This window comes from Micrococcus sp. TA1 (assembly GCF_014199555.1).
GTDB lineage: Bacteria > Actinomycetota > Actinomycetes > Actinomycetales > Micrococcaceae > Citricoccus.
Window position 1 is genome coordinate 85312 of sequence record NZ_JACHNW010000003.1, and the last position, 16210, is coordinate 101521.

Consider the following 16210-nt stretch of genomic DNA (forward strand, 5'->3'; position numbering starts at 1 on the left):
CGGGGACCGGAATGGTCCGTGGTCCATCATGCCCTACCCGGTTCGCCGCCGGGGCCGTTGCGGGCCCGGCGGGAGGGATCCCGCAGGATCGGAATCACCTGGCCGCAGGGGCCCGGGGGTGCGCGCCGCGGCCCCGGGCGGGGAGGGGATCAGGTCAGGTGGTCGCAGCGGCCCTCGGCCCAGTCCGCGTGGCGCTGCGCGGAGCGGTGCACCACCGCGCGGGCCTCCGCGGTGATGCAGCCGGTGAAGTTGTCGTAGAGCCGGTCGTAGTCGTACCGGTCCAGGTGGTCCGCGATCCGCAGCGCCACCCGCCCGGACAGGGGCAGGTAGTTCGGGAAGGACCGCATGAACGTGGTCCAGGCCCGGTCCCGCGCCACGCCCACGGTGTCCCCGGCCAGCAGCACCCCCCGCCCGTCCTCGGCGGTGTAGTGCACCACCACGCTGCCCGGGAAGTGCCCGCCGGGCTGGGAGGCCGTGACCCCGGGCAGGGGCTCGATCGTCCCGGACCACAGCGCGAGGTTCCCCGGCCGCCGGGCCAGCCACGCGGCGTCGGGCGCGGAGACGTAGACCGGCACGCCGTCGAACGCCTCGGACCAGTCCGACTGGACCCCGTACATGTGCGGGTGGGAGGCGATGATCCCGGCCAGCCCGCCGAGGCCGGCCACCGCCTCCACGGCCGCCCGGTCGATGTGGGCGGGGACGTCCACCAGGAGGTTCCCGGCCGGCGTCGTCAGCAGCTTGGCATGCTGGCCGATCCCGGCCCCGCCGCTCACCGGCAGCGCCCAGAGGCCCGGCTCCAGCGGGGCCGGCTGCACGCGGGCACCGCCGGCGCGCAGGGCGCCCACGGTCGTCCAGCGCTGGCCGTCGGCCGGGACCCACTGGCGGTCGTCGGCGCAGATCGCGCACGTCCCGGGCAGGGCGTCCGGGTCGTGTTCCACCCCGCAGGTGGTGCACAGGACGGTCCGGTCCCACGGCTGGTCAGGTGTCGGCTGGGTGTCCATGGTCAGTGCAGTGTAGGCAGCGCGCCGCGGGACGGGACAGGCCCCGGGGCGTCAGCCCCCGGCCCACTCGTGGGAGGCCTTGTTGCGCAGGCCGACCAGTTCCAGCGCCCTGCGCTCCAGGGACTGGTCCTGTTCGGTCACCGCGCGCCACTGCTTGACCGGCACGGCCTTGCCGTTGGTCCCGGTCGAGACCATCACGGTGAGCCCGTGGGCGATCAGCTTGGGCTCGCGCTCGCGGCGGTCCCCGGCCCGGGCACGGATGGAGACGTGCATGGAGCGTGCCGAGGTGTGCACCAGGCGGGCCTCGATCTCCACCAGGTCCCCCACCCGCACCGGCTGGTAGAAGCGGACGCCGCCGGCGAAGACCGCCACGACCGGCAGTCCGGACCAGCGGGAGGCGCAGACGTTGGCGGCCTCGTCGATCCAGCGCATCACGGCACCGGCCTGGACCTTCTCCCCGGGGTAGACCTCCCGGGTGTTGGCCACGAAGCGCAACACCACGGTCTCGGCGGTCAGCTCCCCCTCCGGGGGCGGGGCGGAGACCATGGCCTCCTCCACCTCACGGCGGATGGTGCCGCGGACCCTGGCCAGCCGCGCGCGCTCCAGCTCCTCCGGGGTGCTCGGTTCCCACGGACGGACGGGCACCGGCCCACCGGCGTCGTCCACGGCCACGTAGACCATGACGCACTCGGTGCACACCACGGCCTTGCCGTGCTGGTCCCGGGTGTCCGGCAGGACCACACGGGTCTGCACGTGCACCGAGGTCCGGCCCGTGTACACCACGCGGGCCTCGACGATCACGCGGGTCTCCACGGGCACCGGGTTGGCGAAGTGCATGTTCCCCACGTAGGAGCCCACCACGTCACCGCCGGACCAGCTGGCGGCCGCGGCGTAGGCCGTCTTGTCGATCCAGGTCATCACGGTTCCGGCGTCGACCGAGCCGTCCGGGTGGTCATAGGCCTCGGCACGGAACTGGAGGGCGACGGAACTTCGGGGCATGACACGAAACTAGCACCCGTGACATACGCCACGTTGCCGCCATTCTCACCCAGCGGAACCGGAGGCAGGTGCGCGGGGCGGGCCGGCGGGCGTTCACGTTCGGCCGGACACGGCGCTCCACGGCAGAATAGAGGTCATGGAGACCGCCCCGCATCCGGCCGCACCCGTCGGCGAGCGCCGGCACGAGATGACCCTGCGCTTCCTGGCCGCCCCCACGGACCGGGGCCACGCCGGGACGGTGGACGCCGGACGGGTCCTGGAGTGGATCGACAAGGCCGCGTTCGCCGCGGCCACCGCGTGGTCCGGTTCCTACTGCGTGACGGCCTACGTGGGGAACATCCATTTCCACGATCCGGTGCAGGTCGGCGAGATGGTCGAGATCACCGCCACCGTGCTCTACACCGGCCGCAGCTCGATGCACATCAACACCATGGTCCGCTCCGGTGACCCGAAGACCGGACACCTCGAGGAACGCGCCCGCTGCCTGGTGATCTTCGTGGCGGTGGACGGCGCCGGACACTCCACCCCGGTCCCGGAGTTCGTGCCCCGCACGCTGGAACAGCAGCTCGCCCGGGACTACGCCGTCTCCCGCATCCCGGTCCGGGACGAGATCGGCGCCGAGCTGAAGAAGCAGACGTACACGGACGCCGGGACGGCCGAGAAGGTGGTCCTGCGCTTCCTGGCCGTGCCCACGGACGTCAACTGGGGCGGCAAGGTCCACGGCGGGATCGTCATGGAGTGGATCGACCAGGCCGCCTACCTGTGTTCCTCCCGGTACTGCGGGCGGGACACCGTGGCCGTGTTCTCCGGGGGCATCCGCTTCCTGCAGCCCCTGCACATCGGGGACCTCGTGGAGGTGGAGGCCCGCCTGATCTACACGGGCAACAAGGGCATGCACATCGCCGTGGAGGTCCGCTCCGGGGATCCCAAGGGCACCGAACTGCACCTGACCACCAATTGCATCACCGTGATGGTGGCCCGTGACGACGAGGGCACCTCCGTGCCCGTGACCCCCTGGGTGCCCGTCACCGAGGAGGACCGTCGCCTGTGGCAGCACGCCCGCGACCTGCTGGCCATCCGCGGCCGGGCCCCGGGCAACCGGCTGCCCAACCATCTCCTGGAGGAGGACTGATGGACACCCGAGACTGGGACGTGAACCTGCCGGGTGCACGGGACCTGCCCGCGCGCGCCCCGGCCCGGCCCGCCGCCGTGCTGGCGGGACTGGACAGCGACGACCGGCAGGTCCGTGAGGCGAGCTGCCGGGTGGCCGCCGCGCAGGGCATCACCGAGGCCGCCGGCCCGCTCGAGCGGCTGCTCGCCGACCCGGACCCGCGCGTGCGCAGCGCCGCCGCCCAGGCCCTCGGGGCGGTGGGCCGGGAGAGCGCCGCCCGGGCCCTGAACGGGCTGCTCATGGACCCGGACTCCGTGCTGGCCTCCGCCGCGGAGGACGCCCTGGTGCAGATCGCGGACCGCCTGGACCGTCCCGACCTGCGCCCGCGCACCGAGTACTGAGGCCTCCCACCCCGGTACCCTTGGGGGCACCATGCAATGCCCCCACTTCGACGCCGGCGAGTGCCGGTCCTGCCCGCTGATGGGCGTTCCCTACCCCCGGCAACTGGCGGACAAGCAGGCCGGGGTGCGGGCCCTGCTGGACCCGGTGGCCGGGACCACGGCCCCGGACGGCACGGACCTCTGGCTGGACCCGGTCGCCTCGGCCGAGTCGGGTTTCCGCAACAAGGCCAAGATGGTCGTCACGGGCACCGCCGCCCGCCCACGGCTGGGCATCCTGGACCCCCGCCAGCACCCGAAGCACCACGACGGCCGGGGGGTGGACCTGCGCGACTGCGGGCTCTACGAACCCGCCCTCGGCGCCGCCTTCCCGCACCTGGCCGCCGTCATCACCGCCGCCGGGCTCACCCCCTACGACGTGGGGTCCCGCAGCGGCGAGCTCAAGCACGTCATCACCACCCTCTCCCCGGACGGCGGGCTGATGATCCGCTTCGTGCTGCGCTCCACGGACCAGCTCCCGGCCCTGCGCCACGCCGTCCCCGCACTGCTCAGGGCCCTGCCGCACGCCGAGGTGGTCACCGCCAACATCCTCCCGCAGCACCAGGCGCTGCTCGAGGGCGAGGAGGAGATCCACCTGGCCGGGGACCAGACCCTGACCATGCGCCTGAACGGCGTCCCGCTGCACCTGCGCCCACAGGGCTTCTTCCAGACCAACACGGCCGTGGCCGCCCGCCTCTACGCCGAGGCCTCCGCCTGGCTGGACACCACGGACGCCGCCAGCGTGTGGGACCTGTACTGCGGCGTGGGCGGTTTCGGCTTCCAGCTCGCCGAGGTCCGGCACGGCGACGGCCCGCTGCCCGTAGGCGCCCCGCGGCAGGTGTGGGGCCTGGAGACCAGCGCGGACGCCGTCGCCGCCGCCCGGATGACCGCCGGGGAACTGGGGGTCCAGGACCGGGTGCGCTTCGCCGTCGGGGACGCCACGGACCCGGCGCACCGGCCGGACGGGCTGCCGGACGCCGTGGTGGTCAATCCGCCGCGGCGCGGCATCGGCGAGGACCTGGCCGGCTGGCTGGAGACCTCGGGCGTCCCCCACGTGCTGTACTCCAGCTGCAACGCGACCACGCTCGCGCGGGACCTGGCGCGGATGCCCGGACACGTCCCGGTCCGGGCCCGGTTGCTGGACATGTTCCCGCAGACCGGACACTACGAGGTGCTCGTGCAGTTGCGGCGGCGGGACTGACCCGCCGCGCCGCCCGCCCGGCCGCCCCCCGGATCCGGTGATCGCACCCACCGGCCCCGGTGATTCCGGCCACCCTTTCACCGGCAGCCCACCGCGCCGCAAGGTCCCGTCGCTAGCATGACCCGCAAGGCTCCCCCGCGGGCCATCCGTCCACACGACCGTCCGAGGACCATCCGAGGAACAGGAAGACCGCATGCACCCCCTGACCAAGCCCGTCACCCTGACCGGGCCGGCCCGACGTCACACGCTCCGCCACTTCCGGGCCGTGATCTTCGACATGGACGGCGTGGTCACGGACACCGCCGGGGTGCATGCCCAGGCGTGGAAGGACCTGTTCGACTCCTCGATCAGTGCGGTCGGGGCGCTGCCGCAGAACATCGCCGCGGTGCAGGCCGACCCGGCCTGCCTGCGTCCCTTCGACGCCGCGAGCGACTACCTCGCCCACGTGGACGGCAGGCCCCGCGAGGACGGGGTCCGCTCGTTCTTCGCCTCGCGCGGCCTGGTCGTCCCGGAGGCCGCCGGGCTCCTCGGCCCGGACGGTGAGCCGGTCCCCGTGGCACCGGCGGCGGGCCCGACGGCGGCGCCCGGCCGGGACGGGCACCTCACCGTCCAGGCCCTCGCGGCGAAGAAGCAGGGCTTCTTCGAGGCCGTGCTGGCCCGGGACGGTGTCCGGGTCTTCCCCGAGGCCCTCGAGCTGCTCACGCGACTGCGCTACGAGGCGGTGCCCACCGCGCTGGTGACCTCCTCCCGGAACTCGACGCCGGTGCTCAGCGCCGGACACGTCCAGCGGCTGTTCGACGTGGTGGTGGACGGCAACACGGCGCTCGAGCTGGGACTGCCCGGCAAGCCGGACCCGGCCATGTTCCACCTCGCGGCCCAGGAGCTCGGGGTCGAGCCCGCTGACGCGATCGTGCTCGAGGACGCCGCCTCCGGGGTCCAGGCGGCACGTGACGGTGGCTTCGGGCTGGTGGTCGGCGTGGACCGGGCGCAGGATCCCGGGCGCCTCAAGCAGGCCGGGGCCGACGTCGTGGTGGAAGACTTCACCGAGCTGCAGCTGGACCAGCGCACCACCCGCCCGTTCGACCCGGCCTGGGTGCTCGCCTACGACGACTACGACCCGGCCGAGGAGGGCACCCGGGAGGCGCTGTGCACCCTGGCCAACGGCTACTGGGGCACCCGCGGGTCCGTCCCCGGCACCACCGCCGACGCCCTCCACTACCCCGGCACCTACCTGGCCGGGATCTTCAACCGGCTGGAGTCCACGGTCCAGGGCCGCACGGTGGAGACCGAGCACATGGTCAACAGCCCGGACTGGACCTACATGCGGGTGACCCTGCCCGGCGGGGACGAGCTGCTGCCGGGCAACCCGGACATGATCTCCTACCGCCAGGAGCTGGACCTGCGCCGGGGCCTGCTGTCCCGCACCTCCCGGTTCCGGGACCGGCACGGACGCACCACGCGCGTGACCACCCGGCAGTTCCAGTCCTTCGCCGGTCACCACCTGGCGGCCCTGGAGCTGACGGTGGAGGCGGAGGACTGGTCCGGCCACGCCACGGTCCGGTCGATGGTCGACGGCCGGGTGGCCAACCAGAACGTGCCCGACGACCGCGGGCTGTCCGCCCACCACTGGGAGCCGGTGCAGTCCCGCGAGCTGGACGGCGAGACCGTGCTGCTCGAGACCGTGACCACCCAGTCCCGCGTGCACGTGGCCATGGCCGCCCGCACCCGCTTCCAGTCCCCCGCGGACGCCGCGGAGCCCCTCCGGACCCCTGTCGAGCTCGGCCCGATGGTGGCCGGCCACGACATCGAGATCGAACTGGCCGAGGGCGTGCCGGTGATGTTCGACAAGATCGTGGCCGCGTCCAACACGCATGACCACGCCGTCTCCACCGTGTGGCACAACGCGGCCAAGCGGATCGAGCGGACCGGCTCGTTCCGCCAGCTGCTGACCTACCACGAGGAGATGTGGGGCATCAACTGGAACCGCTTCGCCGTGAAGCTGGAACCGATCCAGGAGCAGCCCGAGATCATGCCCGAGGCCTTCAGCGGCCTGTACGGGTTCCTGGGCGCCAACCAGCGCCACCAGCTGGCCCTGAACCTGCACACCTTCCACGTGCTGCAGACCTCCTTCGGCTCCCGCCGGGACCTGGACGCCGGGCTCGGCGCCCGGGGCCTGCACGGCGAGGGCTACCGGGGCCACGTCTTCTGGGACGAGATCTTCGTCTACCCGATGCTCACCCTGCGCCGTCCCGAGCTGACGCGCGGACTGCTGATGTACCGCTACCGGCGCCTGGGCGAGGCCCGGGCCAACGCCCGCGCGGAGGGTTTCCAGGGCGCCATGTTCCCCTGGCAGTCCGGTTCGGACGGGCGGGAGGAGACGCCCACCGAGCTGTGGAACCCGCGGTCCAGGATGTGGATGCCGGACAACTCGCACAACCAGCGCCACGTCTCCCTCGCGGTGGCGTACTCGGTCCTGCGCTACATCGAGGCCACGCGGGACCACACCTTCATCTCCGACTACGGGGCGGAGATGCTGGTGGAGATCAGCCGCTTCTTCGTCTCCATGACCCACTACAACGAGGAACGGGGGCAGTACGAGCTCCACGGGGTGATGGGCCCGGACGAGTACCACGACGGCTACCCGGGCACCCCCGGCTCGGGACTGCGGAACAACGCCTACACGAACGTGCTGCTGTCCTGGGTACTCTCCGAGACGGTGCGCCTGGTGCGGTGGTTGGACGGTCTGGACGACCCGCTGACCGAGTGGCTGGACGTGTTCCAGGACGAGCTGGACCTGTGGGAGCAGATCAGCCTGAGACTGCGGGTGCCCTTCCAGGAGGGCGGGGTGATGAGCCAGTTCGACGGCTACGAGGACCTCGAGGAGTTCGACTGGGACCACTACCGGGACACGTACGGCAACATCGGCCGGCTGGACCTGATCCTGCAGGCCGAGGGTGACTCGACCAACCGGTACAAGCTCTCCAAGCAGGCGGACGTGCTCATGCTCGCCTACCTGTTCTCCTCCGAGGAGCTCCAGGACATCCTGCACCGGATGGGCTACCACTTCACCTCGGAGGAGTTCTCCGCCACGGTCGAGTACTACCTGGCCCGCACCTCGCACGGTTCCACGCTCTCCCGCCTGGTGCACGGCTGGGTGGCCGCCCGCACCGACCGCTCCAGTTCCTGGCGGTTGTTCGCGGAGGCCCTCGAGGCGGACCTGTCCGACACGCAGGGCGGCACCACCCGGGAGGGCATCCACCTGGGCGCGATGGCCGGCACCGTTGACATGGTGATCCGGTGCTACGCCGGGGTGGAGACCCGTTCGGACACCCTCTGGCTGCATCCCCTGCTGCCGCTGGAGGCCTCGGGCGTGCAGTTCACCATCCGCTACCGCAAGCAGCCGTTGAGCGTGCGCATCACGCAGTACTGCATCACGCTGGAGCTGCTGGAGGGGTCGGCGCGGCCGATCAACCTCAACGTGGAGGGCCGGGAGAAGACCATGCACCCGGGCGAGAAGTGGACCGTGCCGCTGCTGAACCGGCACCCGTCCCTGACCGCCTCGGTGGACCCGATGGCCTGCGTCTCCCCGGACGCCAACCGGCTCGGGATCCTCTGATGAGCGGTGCCGGCTCCCTGGTGGGCGACCGGGCCGTCGTCGCCGCGCCCATGGCCGGCGGCCCGTCCACGTGGCAGCTCGCCGCCGCCGTGACCCGGGCGGGCGGGATCGGTTTCCTCGCGGCGGGGATGCGTCCGGTCGATCGGCTCGTGCAGGACGTGGCCAGCACCCGTGGCGCCCTGGAGGGCACGGAGCACGCGGTCTTCGGGGTCAACCTCTTCGTCCCCGAACCGGCGAACACGGCGGTCCCCGGGGACCGGAGGGCACCCGGTTCTCCGGCCCGGCGCCGGCGCGCGGAGTCGGTGCGCCGGTACCGTTCCGGCCTGCTCGCCGAGGCCCGGCGCCTGGGCGTGGAGCTGCCGGGCCCGGAGGTCCTCGACCCGGACGCGATGGACGGCTGGGAGGCCAAGCTCGAGGCGGCCGAGGCCGGTGCCTGGCCGCTGGTGACCTTCACCTTCGGCCTGCCCGCGGCGTCCGTGTTCGACCGCCTGCACGCCGCCGGATCGGTGCTGGGGGTGACCGTGACCAGTGCCGCCGAGGCGGTCCGCGCCCTCGACCACGGGGCGGACGTGCTCTGCGTCCAGGGCCCGGAGGCCGGCGGTCACCGTTCGGTGCACGACCCCGCCGCCACCCCCGGCACCACGCCCCTGATGACCCTGCTCGCCGAGGTGCGGGCCGCCGTCGGGACCGGGACCGCACGGGACGTCCCGCTGTGGGCGGCCGGCGGGATCATGGATGCCGCCGGCGTGGGCGGGGTCCTGGACGCGGGCGCGACGGCGGCGCAGTGCGGCACCGCGTTCCTGCTCGCCCAGGAGGCGGGGACCTCCCCGCTGCAGCGCACCGCCCTGGAGCGGACGGCGTCCGGAACGGGCTTCGCGCACCCGGACGGCTCGGCGCGGACCGCGCTGACCCGCGCCTATTCCGGGCGCTGGGCCCGGGGACTGGACAACCGGTTCATGCGCGAGCACACGGACGCCCCGGCCGCCTACCCGGAGGTCAACGTCCTCACCGGGCCGCTGCGCCAGGCGGCCACCGCGGCCGGGGACGCGGAGTCGGTGAGCCTGTGGGCCGGCGTCGGGGCCGCGGCCGTGCGCGCCGCCCCGGCCGCGGAGATCGTCCGGCACCTGACGCCCTGACCCGGGGTTCACGCCCCCAGGACGCACGGGCACCGGACCCGGGTCCCGGCCTGAGGACCAGACCCGGGGATGACGCGGCGGCCGCCCGGACCGGCCTAGGGTGGGACACCGTGAATCCCCTGCGCCGCCTCGACACCTGGTTCCGCAGCCACCCGATCCTCATGGACGTGCTGGTGGCGTGCCTGCTGGTGCTGTTCATCCCCCCACTGGCCGTCGGGGCGGTGGCCCCGGTCTCCGGGGGCATGGACCGCTTCTGGCCGTGGCAGCTCTTCGCCTTCCTCTGTGCCGTGGGCCAGTTGGCCCCGTGGGCGATCCGGCGGTGGAGGCCGGTGCTGTCCGCCGGGATCGTGGTGTTCTTCTGCGTGCTGCAGCTGGTGCTCGGGGCGGACCTGCTGCCCTCGCTCATCGCCGTCCCGATGACCGTGCACAACCTCGCCGCCCACGGGCCGCGCTGGGCCTCCTTCGCCGGTCTCGGCACGGCCCTGACCGGGGCGGTCCTCAACGGCATCAAGGTCGCCTACGCGCCGGCTCCGCCCTACAGCCCCGATGCGGCGGCCGTCATGGACAACGGTTCCGGTTTCGAGGGACAGCCCGCCGGTGAACTGGCCGTCATCGCCTCGGCCATCGCGATCGCCTGCGCGGCGATCGTGCTGGCGGCCTGGGCGTTCGGGGACCTGGCCCGGACCCGGCGACTGGCCATGGAGCAGTTGCGGGACCGGGCCCGTCAGCTCGAGGTCGAGGCCGCCCAGGAGCGGGCCCTGGCCGCCGCCGACGAACGCAACCACATCGCGCGCGAGATGCATGACATCGTCGCCCACTCGCTCCAGGTGATCATCACCCAGGCCGACGGCGGCCGGTACGCGGGGGCGCAGGACCCGGCGGTCGCCGTCGGGACCCTGCAGACCATCTCGGACACCGGACGCCGCGCCCTGGGCGAGATGCGCCGGTTGCTGGGGGTGCTCCGGGGGCCGGAGGCGGTGGAGCTCCACCCGCAACCGGGACTGGCGGACGTGGACGACCTGGTCGACACGATCCGCCTGACCGGGCTGGAGGTGGACTTCGCGGTCGAGGGATCCCCGCGCCGCGAGCTGCCGGCTGGCGGGGAGCTCGCGGCGTACCGCGCGCTCCAGGAGGCGCTGACCAACACGGTCCGCCACGGGGGTCCGAGCGCCCGGGCGATGGCCCGGCTGGGCTGGACGGCCCGGGGACTGGAGATCAGCGTGGACGACGACGGCCGGGGCGCCGCCGCGTCCGTGCAGACCCGCGGCTCGGGCCAGGGGCTGACCGGACTGCGCGAGCGGATCGGCCTGTTCGGCGGTTCCGTGACGGCGGCACCGCGCCAGGGCGGTGGCTTCAGCGTGCAGGCCACGGTGCCGTACCAGGAGATCTGAGCCCGTCAGGCACGGCGGTCGACCGACCGTCATCGCCGGGAGGACATGTCCGTGCGGGCTCCCGGGGGGACACGTCCTCCCGGGCATGACGGATGCCCGATGATGGAGGGGTGATCCCAGACCCCGCCCCGATCCGCGTCGCCCTCGTGGACGACCAGCAGCTGGTCCGCTCCGGACTGGGCATGCTCGTCAACTCCCAGCCGGACCTGGAGGTCGTCGGCGAGGCCTCGACGGGCCGGGAGGCCGTGGCCTCGCCCTCCGTCCGCGGCGCGGACGTCATCCTGATGGACGTCCGCATGCCCCAGCTGGATGGCATCGCCGCCACCCGCGCCCTGCTCGGTGAGGGGGACGACGGCGGCCGCGCACCCGGCGGGGTGGGTGCGGTGGACGGCCCGCGCGTGGTGGTGCTGACGACCTTCGACCTGGACGAGTACGCCCTGGAGGCGATCGAGGCCGGCGCCTCGGGGTTCCTGCTCAAGGACGCCCCGCCCGAGGAGCTGCTGGCGGCCATCCGCACCGTGCACCGCGGGGATGCGGTCATCGCCCCCTCGACGACCCGCCGGCTGCTCGACCACATGGCCCCCACGCTGCGGCGGGACCACGCGGCCGACCGGCAACGGCAGCGGGAGTCCGCCGCGGTGGACTCCCTGACCCCGCGCGAGCGCGAGGTGCTGGAGCTCATGTCCCGCGGGGACTCGAACCAGGAGATCGCCACCGGGCTGTTCCTGTCCGAGGCCACGGTGAAGACCCACGTGGGGCGGGTCCTGGCCAAGCTCGGGGCCCGGGACCGGGTGCAGGCCGTGGTCACCGCCTACCGCACCGGCGTGGCGCATCCCTGACCGGCGTGCCGGGTCTCGGCCCCCGGGCCCACGACCTGTCATGGTGTGCAGATCAGCATCATTGGGGAAGAGAGAAGAGAAGAGAAGAGGAGAGGAGACCAGGCCATGACCGACCAGGCGACGAGGCTGCACGAGTTGCTCCTGGGCGCGGAGGACATCAGCGGCTTCCTGGACGAGCTCGTCGCGGCCACCGCGCGGTCCCTGACCGGGCTGGCCGGCGAGGTGTGGTGCGCGATCCTGCTGGTCCGCCCGAAGCGGCCCGCCACCGTGGCCTCCTCCGACCCGCGCGCCCGGGCCCTGGACGAGGTGCAGTACGACTTCGGCGAGGGCCCCTGCCTCACCGCCGCCCGCGAGGACCGGCTGGTGTACCTGACGGACACCCTCGAGGAGTCGCGCTGGCCCAGGTACCGCGCGGCGGCCGCCGAGGCCGGCGTGCGGTCCGCCCTGGGTGTTCCCCTGGACCTGGGCGGTGAGGCCGTAGCCGCCCTGGACGTCTACTCGGACCGTCCCCGCGCCTTCGACGCGGACAGCATGGAGATCGTGCAGAGGCAGGCGGTGGCCCTGTCCACCACGATGCGCCTGGCGGTCCGCATGGCCCGGCACCGGGACGTCGAGACCGACCTGCGGGCGGCGCTGACGTCGCGGACCTCGATCGACCTGGCCGTGGGGATCCTGATGGGCCGGAACCACTGCTCCCAGCAGGAGGCGGTGGAGATGCTCCGGCACGCCTCGAACCGGCGGAACACCAAGCTGCGGGACCTGGCGGACGAGCTCGTCCGCTCCGTGGGCAACGGCCGGGCGGCGGCCACGCACTTCGTGGACTGACCTCCCCCGGGGCCTCTTCCCCCGCAACCGGGATCGTCCGGTCCCACGTCACGGGGGACTTCACTGTGACCCGCCCCACGGGGATGCCTATAATGGCCCGAGGTCGAGCCATGGCCGTGAAGATCTTTGACGACCCTCGAGGACGACGCCATGGCCCCTTTCATTGCCCCCTGGGCTGCCCCGCAACCACCCGCTGACGGGACCCCCCACTCCTCCCGCACCCCGGTGACCGATAGCGCCGCCGTGCCCGACGGTGCCGCGACCGGCAGTGCCGCTGCGCCCGAGGGTGCCGCTGGGGCTGACGGGGCCGCGTCCGCCGGCGCCCCCGCGGACGGTGCACCCGGCAGTGCGCCGTCCACGACGGAACCATCCTCCGGGCCGCAGGCGCCGAGCCGGCAGGGGGCCTGACCGTGGCGGGAATTGTCGGGGAGATCGCCTTCCACGGGGACCAGGCCGACCTGGCCACGGTGTGCAGCATGGCCGAGGCCCAGACCCATGCCCCGTACGGATTCGGGACGAGCAGCTGGGGGTGGGTCGCCCTGGGACATCAGCGCCACGGGGCCTCGCCCGCACCCCACGGTGCGGCCCAGCCCCTCGCGGATGACCGCCTCGGCCTCGGACTCGTGCTCGCCGGGGAGGTCGCCAATCGCGAGTCGCTGCGGGAGGAACTGGACGGGGACTTCCCCTTCCGCGGCACAGGGGGGCCCGAGGTCGCCCTGGCCGCCTATCACCGGTGGGGGGAACGCTTCGCGGCGCGGCTCGAGGGGTCGTTCGCCCTGGCGGTCGTGGACGCGTTCAGGGAGAAGGTCCTGCTCACCCGGGACGCGGACGGGACCATGCCCCTCTACCTCGCGCGGGGCCCGGGCCTCGTGCGCTTCGCCTCCGCCACCGAGTCCCTGCACGCCGTCAGCGGGCCGTACCCCTCGAACGGGGTCCACCCGGTCCCGCCGGCCACCGTCCTCCTGTTCGAGCCCTCGGGGCGTTCCGTCACGAGGGTGCTCGGGGATCAGGACGCGCAGGGAGTGGATGCCTGACGGCCGGCCCGCCCGTGCTGGCGGCGGTCAGCCGGCGGCCGGCACCCAGAGCATGGTGGCGACGGCCCAGAGCAGGATGCACGCCAGCACGTAGGGCATGGTGACGCGCAGCATGTTGCCCCGCGTCACGGTCGGCCCCGGCGTGTCCGCGCGCTGGTGCGAGAGGGCCAGCAGGTACGCCAGCTCGATGCGCGCCGGGCTCGTCAGCGTCCCGAGTCCGGCCGCCGCGTTCTGAGAGGCCATCACCCACAGCGGGTCCACGCCGAGCGCGTGCGCGGAGGCCGTCTGGGTACCGCCGAACATCGAGTTGGCGCCCGTGTTGGAGGCGGTGATGTACCCGCCCAGCCCGCCGATCCAGGGCACCAGGAACAGGTAGCCCGCGCCCAGGACGGTCAGCGCCCCGGCCAGGGACTGTGCCAGCCCGCCGCCGGAGACCGCATAACCCAGCAGCAGGTACAGCCCGGTGGGCACGGCGGTGCCCCGCCACATCCGCCAGGTCTCCCGGGGAAGCCCCGCCCGGTGGTCGCGGTCGAGGGACAGCACCACGATGCCGCTGAGGGCCCCGACCGTGGACCACAGGGCCGGTGAGCCGATGACGGCGCCCAGGGCGCCCGGCAGGAGGAACCGCTCCACCATCTGGCCGGCGATGGTCCCGACCAGCAGCACCAGGTAGGGCGTCAGGGCGCGCCACGGCGTGGGTCCCAGTCGTCCCCGGTTGATCACCAGGGCCCAGAGGGCGGACATCAGCAGGGACCCGACGGCACCGGCCACGGCGGTGCCCAGCAGCAGGTTCGCGCCGAGCACGAGGCCGGCCAGGGCCAGTCCGGAGACCAGGCCGGTGGCGATCCACACGGCATAGGCGGCGCGGGGCGGGCCGGCGCTGCCGCTCCGGGCCGGACCGCTCTCTCCTGCCCCGCTCGCGGACTCCCTGCGGGCCAGCTCGGCAGCACCACGACCGGCCACCACGGCGGCCACCGCCCCGGATCCGGCGAAGGCCAGGACGTTGAACGCCCCGGAGGCCAGGCCGAGGTCCAGCAACGACACCCCGGCGATCCCCGACCCGAGCAGGGTGCCCGGCGCCATGGAGCCCCAGGGGGCCACGGCCAGTCCGAGCAGGGCCAGTGTCGCGGCGCGCACGGGAGTGAAGCCGAGGGAGAGCAACAGGGGCAGGCCGATCATGACGGACACCCCGAAACCGGTCACCGACTCCAGGAACGGCACCACCCCGGACACCATCAGCAGGGCCGAGGCCACCGTGGGACCGCCGCCGGCCGAGAGCCAGCCGGCGATGCGCTGCTGCGCGCCGCCGCGGTCCATGACCCGGGAGAGCAGGATGCCACCGGCGATGATGCCCAGCACCTCCACCAGCGTGCCCATCCCCGCGGCGAACGCTCCGGCCAGCTCGGTCGGGGCCGTGTGGAACCACAACAACCCGGCCAGTAGGGCGGTCACCAGGCCGGTCCCCGGGGCCACCCAGGCCGGGGCCGGCACCACGAGCAGGGCCAGGGTCAGCACGATGGGAAGCGCGGCCATGAACACGTCCACCGCAGCCTCCGTCCCCTCCTGCCGTCCCTGCAGGTCCGTCCATGTCGCGGGCGGGCCGAGCGCCGCCCCCGCGAATGCTACCGGTCCACCCGGGCTCCGGGTGCCCCGTAGTCCTCCCGGAGTCCGGGACACCCCCGAGTCATCCCGGAGGATGACCCGGATCCACCCCGGAACGGCACCCCAGAACGATCCGCCTACCCCGTCCAGCGGCCAGAGTGGATGGCATGAACCCCACGACTGACCTCACCGCGAGCGTGCCCGCCCCCTCCGGATCCCCCACCACCGCCTCCTCCGCCACCGCCCCCGGCCGGTCCGCCGGTGCCACTGCACCGTCGGAGGGGGCCGCCGCCCCGGCGGTGTCGGCCCGGGGGCTGGTGAAGACCTATGGGCGGGGCGAGGCCGCCGTGCGCGCGCTGGCCGGTGTGGACGTCGACTTCGCCGCCGGGGCCTTCACCGCGATCATGGGCCCGTCCGGCTCGGGCAAGTCGACCCTGATGCACTGCCTGGCCGGACTGGACACCGCCGACGCCGGCCGGATCGAACTGGGCGGCCAGCAGATCACCGGACTGAACGACACCGCCCTGACCCGGTTGCGCCGGGACCGGATCGGGTTCGTCTTCCAGGCCTTCAACCTCGTCCCCACCCTGACCGCCGAGCAGAACATCGTGCTGCCCCTGGATTTGGCCGGCACGCCGGTGGACCGGGCCTGGCTCGCCGAGGTCGTGGGGATCCTGGGCCTGGGCGACCGGCTCGGGCACAAGCCGCACGAGCTCTCCGGCGGCCAGCAGCAGCGCGTGGCCGTGGCCCGGGCCCTGCTCACCCGCCCGGACGTGGTGTTCGGCGACGAACCCACCGGCAACCTGGACTCCACCACCGGGGCCGAGGTGCTCTCCCTGCTGCGCCGCTCGGCCCGGGAGATGGGCCAGACCGTCATCATGGTCACCCACGACCCGGTCGCCGCCTCCTACGCCGACCGCGTGGTGCTGCTGGAGGACGGGCGGCTGGCCGGGCAGATCAGCGATCCGACCCCCGAGAACGTGCTGGCCGCCCTGGCGAAGCTGGGGGTGGCCTGAGC

The 16210-nt window shown here is 73.5% G+C and carries 13 protein-coding genes; 10 read left to right on the forward strand and 3 right to left on the reverse strand.

The window, feature by feature from the left end:
* Nucleotides 1–149 precede the first annotated feature (149 nt).
* Together GGQ69_RS14105 and GGQ69_RS14110 are read right to left on the reverse strand one after the other, a co-directional pair.
* Entirely contained in the window at nucleotides 150–1001 is an 852-nt protein-coding gene (locus GGQ69_RS14105; protein ID WP_183529657.1) for a hydrolase, read from the reverse strand.
* Between the two features lie 51 nt (nucleotides 1002–1052).
* Nucleotides 1053–2000, reverse strand: a complete 948-nt coding sequence (locus GGQ69_RS14110; protein WP_183529659.1) for an acyl-CoA thioesterase — start codon at nucleotides 1998–2000, stop codon at nucleotides 1053–1055.
* Nucleotides 2001–2136: 136 nt separating this feature from the next.
* Here GGQ69_RS14110 and GGQ69_RS14115 point away from each other — a divergent pair, with 136 nt between their 5' ends.
* The 9 genes from GGQ69_RS14115 (at nucleotide 2137) to GGQ69_RS14155 (ending at nucleotide 13590) form a co-directional block, all read left to right on the forward strand.
* A complete protein-coding gene (locus GGQ69_RS14115) occupies nucleotides 2137–3132 on the forward strand; it encodes an acyl-CoA thioesterase (RefSeq protein WP_183529660.1) in 996 nt (331 codons plus the stop codon).
* The gene (locus GGQ69_RS14120; RefSeq protein ID WP_183529661.1) at nucleotides 3132–3512 is read left to right on the forward strand and encodes a HEAT repeat domain-containing protein; all 381 of its coding nucleotides are present in this window, start codon (nucleotides 3132–3134) and stop codon (nucleotides 3510–3512) included. Before GGQ69_RS14115 ends, GGQ69_RS14120 begins: the two co-directional genes overlap by 1 nt.
* A 31-nt stretch (nucleotides 3513–3543) precedes the next feature.
* Entirely contained in the window at nucleotides 3544–4749 is a 1206-nt protein-coding gene (locus GGQ69_RS14125) for a methyltransferase domain-containing protein (protein ID WP_183529663.1), read from the forward strand.
* A gap of 193 nt (nucleotides 4750–4942) precedes the next feature.
* Entirely contained in the window at nucleotides 4943–8365 is a 3423-nt protein-coding gene (locus GGQ69_RS14130) for an HAD-IA family hydrolase (RefSeq protein WP_183529665.1), read from the forward strand.
* Nucleotides 8365–9501: a nitronate monooxygenase family protein gene (locus GGQ69_RS14135; RefSeq protein WP_183529667.1), complete on the forward strand. Its 1137-nt coding sequence runs from the start codon at nucleotides 8365–8367 to the stop codon at nucleotides 9499–9501. Before GGQ69_RS14130 ends, GGQ69_RS14135 begins: the two co-directional genes overlap by 1 nt.
* A gap of 110 nt (nucleotides 9502–9611) precedes the next feature.
* On the forward strand, nucleotides 9612–10892 hold the full coding sequence (locus GGQ69_RS14140; RefSeq protein ID WP_370577196.1) for a sensor histidine kinase: 1281 nt from the start codon (nucleotides 9612–9614) through the stop codon (nucleotides 10890–10892).
* Nucleotides 10893–10984: 92 nt separating this feature from the next.
* On the forward strand, nucleotides 10985–11731 hold the full coding sequence (locus tag GGQ69_RS14145) for a response regulator transcription factor (protein ID WP_183529669.1): 747 nt from the start codon (nucleotides 10985–10987) through the stop codon (nucleotides 11729–11731).
* Between the two features lie 105 nt (nucleotides 11732–11836).
* Complete coding sequence (locus GGQ69_RS14150; protein ID WP_183529672.1) at nucleotides 11837–12556, forward strand: GAF and ANTAR domain-containing protein; 720 nt, start codon at nucleotides 11837–11839, stop codon at nucleotides 12554–12556.
* Between the two features lie 410 nt (nucleotides 12557–12966).
* The gene (locus tag GGQ69_RS14155) at nucleotides 12967–13590 is read left to right on the forward strand and encodes a hypothetical protein (protein ID WP_183529674.1); all 624 of its coding nucleotides are present in this window, start codon (nucleotides 12967–12969) and stop codon (nucleotides 13588–13590) included.
* Nucleotides 13591–13617: 27 nt separating this feature from the next.
* On the opposite strand, the gene GGQ69_RS14160 is transcribed toward GGQ69_RS14155, so the two are convergent.
* Nucleotides 13618–15123, reverse strand: coding sequence for an L-lactate permease (locus GGQ69_RS14160; protein ID WP_221243822.1), 1506 nt, complete (start codon nucleotides 15121–15123; stop codon nucleotides 13618–13620).
* Between the two features lie 236 nt (nucleotides 15124–15359).
* On the opposite strand from GGQ69_RS14160, the gene GGQ69_RS14165 reads away from it, so the two are divergent.
* The gene (locus GGQ69_RS14165) at nucleotides 15360–16208 is read left to right on the forward strand and encodes an ABC transporter ATP-binding protein (RefSeq protein WP_183529678.1); all 849 of its coding nucleotides are present in this window, start codon (nucleotides 15360–15362) and stop codon (nucleotides 16206–16208) included.
* Nucleotides 16209–16210 lie beyond the last annotated feature (2 nt).